The 1,230-nt window shown below is 40.7% G+C and carries 2 protein-coding genes; both read left to right on the forward strand.

The window, feature by feature from the left end; genetic code table 11:
- Positions 1-844 (forward strand): RNA-guided endonuclease InsQ/TnpB family protein (locus D5R40_RS33130; RefSeq protein WP_205127858.1); only part of this gene is annotated, 844 nt, incomplete at its 5' end.
- A partial coding sequence (locus D5R40_RS38730) for an RNA-guided endonuclease InsQ/TnpB family protein (protein ID WP_205127859.1) occupies positions 747-1,230 on the forward strand: 484 nt, incomplete at its 3' end. The genes D5R40_RS33130 and D5R40_RS38730, both read left to right, overlap by 98 nt.

Here is a 1,230-nt window from a genome sequence, read left to right on the forward strand (position 1 = left end):
CGTCGTCTGGAACGATAGCCTAGCTTGCTGCCAACAAAAGTATAAATCAGAAGAAAAGAAGCCCACTAATGCTGAACTTCAAAAACAGTTGATCACATCTGCTAAAAAGACTGTAGACAGAGAATGGTTATCAGAGGTTTCTGCTATTCCATTACAGCAATCTTTAAATGATTTAAACCAAGCTTATCAAAACTTTTTTCAATCAACCAAAGGTAAGAGAAAAGGTAAACCTATAAAACCTCCACGATTCAAAAAAAGGAAATCAAGACAGACTGCTAAGTTTACAAAAGGAGGGTTTAAAATTGGTCAACATAAAGTTTATTTAGCCAAAATAGGAAAACTGAAAATTGTGTGGTCGAGAGAATTACCTGCTTCTCCATCATCAGTAACATTAATCAAAGATTCAGCTAATAGATATTTCTTAAGTTTTGTAGTAGAAATACAACCAGAAACTTTATCTGAAAATGAAAATTCAGTAGGTATAGATTTAGGTATTAAAACCTTTGCTACATTGAGTGACGGTACAAAGATTGATGCTCCTAAGGCACTCAAAAAACGAATCAAGAAATATCGAAAGTTAAGTAAGTTATTATCTAACAAAACCTTAGGGTCGAAACGATATGAAAAAGCTAGACTGAGAGTTGCTAAGTTCCATGCCAAATTAAAGGATACTAGGACAGATTTTTTGCATAAATTATCTACTGAAATAATTCGTGAAAACCAAACAATTGTTCTAGAAGACTTGTTTGCGAAGCATTCCGAAGGAAACGTTTCAGGTATGGTCAAAAACCGCAACCCACCCCCATCCCCTCCTGGGAGGGGAGCAAGAGGGGTGGGTTTCTGATTTAGGCTGGAGACAATTCCGGACTTTTTTAGAAGGGAAAGCAGAAAAATACGGTCGTGATTTTAGAGTAATCAGTCGTTGGGAACCAACATCCCAAATGTGCTCGTGTTGTGGTTTCAAAGGTGGTAAATTAGACTTATCAGTGCGAGAGTGGGAATGTCTCAACTGTGGTACAAAACACGACAGAGACGAGAATGCAGCAATAAATATATTAGTCGCGGGTGGGCAATCCGAGACAAAAAACGGGCATGGAGGCAAGTGTAACCCACCCCCATCCCCTCCCGGGAGGGGATGGGGGTGGGTGCAGCAGCCTGTGAGATGCCAACCCGCCGAGGAGCCACGGCTCGGTAGGAATCCCCGTGCCTTTAGGCCGGGGAGGATGTCAA

This window comes from Okeania hirsuta (assembly GCF_003838195.1).
GTDB classification, from domain to species: Bacteria; Cyanobacteriota; Cyanobacteriia; order Cyanobacteriales; family Microcoleaceae; genus Okeania; species Okeania hirsuta.